This window comes from Streptomyces glaucescens, from assembly GCF_002154375.1.
Classification (GTDB): Bacteria; Actinomycetota; Actinomycetes; order Streptomycetales; family Streptomycetaceae; genus Streptomyces; species Streptomyces glaucescens.
The window spans coordinates 1-2107 of record NZ_MUND01000582.1 but is presented as its reverse complement, the minus strand read 5'-3'; the positions used below and the strand labels follow the sequence as shown (position 1 = coordinate 2107).

Annotated in this window: 3 protein-coding genes; 2 read left to right on the top strand and 1 reads right to left on the bottom strand. The window is 73.7% G+C overall.

What is annotated here, in order from left to right:
• A partial coding sequence (locus tag CCN42_RS32330; protein ID WP_086740930.1) for a response regulator occupies positions 1–883 on the top strand: 883 nt, incomplete at its 5' end.
• 22 nt (positions 884–905) lie between these two features.
• Here CCN42_RS32330 and CCN42_RS32325 read toward each other — a convergent pair.
• Complete coding sequence (locus CCN42_RS32325) at positions 906–1484, bottom strand: TetR/AcrR family transcriptional regulator (protein WP_086740928.1); 579 nt, start codon at positions 1482–1484, stop codon at positions 906–908.
• 129 nt (positions 1485–1613) lie between these two features.
• On the opposite strand from CCN42_RS32325, the gene CCN42_RS32320 reads away from it, so the two are divergent.
• Positions 1614–2107 (top strand): MFS transporter (locus CCN42_RS32320; RefSeq protein ID WP_143662084.1); only part of this gene is annotated, 494 nt, incomplete at its 3' end.

Below are 2107 nucleotides of genomic sequence, written 5' to 3'. Positions count from 1 at the left end.
GCCGCCGCGGCTGCCCGCGCAGGCGAGCGAGGGTGCCGGACGGTCGTACGCCATAGGCGCGCCGGACGAGAACGCCGCCGAGGGGCCCGAGCCGCTGGACGGTCCGGGGGGTGCCGTGGAGGTGGCGGACACGCCGCGTCCGCAGCCGATGGACGACGAGCTTCCGCCGGAGCCGCTGGACAATCCGCGGCGGTTGCTGGTGTGGCCCGCGCCGGACGTGAGCACCCAGCAGGCGCTGAGCGACCGCGGTTACCGGCCGGTGACCGTCCACTCGCGCGAGGAGGTCGACGCGCAGATCGCGGCCTTCCCCGCCGCGCTGTTCGTGGACCCGCTGACCGGGCCGATCACCCGGACCGCCCTGCAGTCGCTGCGGCAGGCCGCCGTGGCGGCCGAGGTGCCGGTGATGGTGACGGCCGGGCTGGGGCAGGCGTCACGGGACGCGGCGTACGGTGCCGATCCCGCCGTGCTGCTGAAGGCGCTCGCCCCGCGGGACAGCGAGCAGCATCCGCCGCGGGTCCTGCTGATCGAGGAGCACGCGGAGATCGCGCTGGCGCTGACCGCGACGCTGGAGCGGCGCGGGATGCAGGTGGCGCGGGCGGCGAGCGACGCGGACGCGGTGACACTGGCGGGGCAGTTCCGGCCGAACCTGGTCGTGATGGACCTGATGCAGGTGCACCGGCGGCGAGCCGGGATCGTGGACTGGCTGCGCGCGAACGGGCAGCTCAACCGCACCCCGCTGGTCGTCTACACGGCCGCCGTGGACCAGGCCGACCTGCCGCGGCTCGCCTCCGGCGAAACGGTGCTGTTCCTGGCGGAGCGGTCGACGAGCGCCGAGGTACAGGCGCGGATCGTCGATCTGCTGGCGCGGATCGGGACGAACTAGCCGCGTGAGACGGCCTGGTCGGTCACCGGGCCACCAGCCTGCGGGCCGCTTCCTTGATCGACGTCCGGAGCCGGTCCCGGTCGGTGTCCTCGGGGCCGGTCAGGATGCGGGCCATCTGCGGGACGACGGTGGCCCAGTTGGCCAGGGCGGTCAGCAGGAGCAGCAGGTCGGGCGCGGGGATCGCGTCGGTGACGACGCCACGGCGCTGGCCGTCCGCGAGGGCGGCGACCTTGCGGGCGTAGTGGTCCCGGCGTTCGGCCTCGTCGGGCAGTTCGGACGAGCCGTACTCGATGCCCTCCCAGAAGAGCAGGCGCAGCACCTCGGGGTGGGCGGCGTGGTAGTCGAGCAGGCGGTCGATCCAGGCCTCGATGTCGTCCGGGTCGACGGGGACCGAGGCGGCGAGGTCCAGCATCTTCTTCTCGAGGACGTGGGCGAACAGCGTGGCCTTGTTGCCGAAGTAGGCGTAGATCAGCTGCTTGTTGGCCTTGGCCTCGCTCGCGATGCGGTCGATGCGGGCGCCGGCGATCCCATGGCGGGCGAACTCGGCGACCGCCGCCTCGAAGATCCGGGCCCTGGTGGCCTCGGGGTCCCTTGCTGCCATGGGGAACAGGGTAGCGCGGGAAGGTAACCAACTGTTTGGTTGACAGGGAATCCGGGGGCGGCGCACACTGTTGCACCCATCGCCCAACCAACTGGTTAGTTACTAGAGTCGGCTCGAAGGACCCCGCTCATGCCGTCACCGAGCACCACCGCCGCCACCTCCCGCACCGGTGCCTCCGCGCCCGGACCACGCACCGCCGGCCGCCCCGCCCCCGCTCTCTTCCTCACCCTCCTGGCCGTCTGCAGCGCGGTCACCGCCGCCAACATCTACCTGGCCGCCCCGCTGCTCACCCTCATCGCCCGCGACTTCGGCTCCACGCCCTCCGCCGTGGCCTGGATCGCCTCGGTCGCGCAGTTCGGCTACGCGCTCGGCCTGCTGCTCTTCGCCCCGCTCGGCGACACCGTGAACCGGCGCCGGCTCGTCACCGGGCTCACCCTCGCCACCGCGCTCGCGCTGGCCGCCGCCGCTGCCGCGCCCGGCTCCGCCGCCCTCGCGGCCGCCGTCCTCGTCGCCTCCGCGGCGACCGTCATCCCCCAGCTGCTCGTCCCGCTGGTCGCCGAACGCGCCCCCGCCGAGCGCCGGGGCCGGCATGTCGCGGTGGTGAACAGTCCCGCGATCACCAC

Coding starts and splice junctions, on each gene's coding strand:
- CCN42_RS32325 (WP_086740928.1), bottom strand. CDS start 1,484: ATGGCAGCAAGGGACCCCGAGGCCACCAGGGCCCGGATCTTCGAGGCG.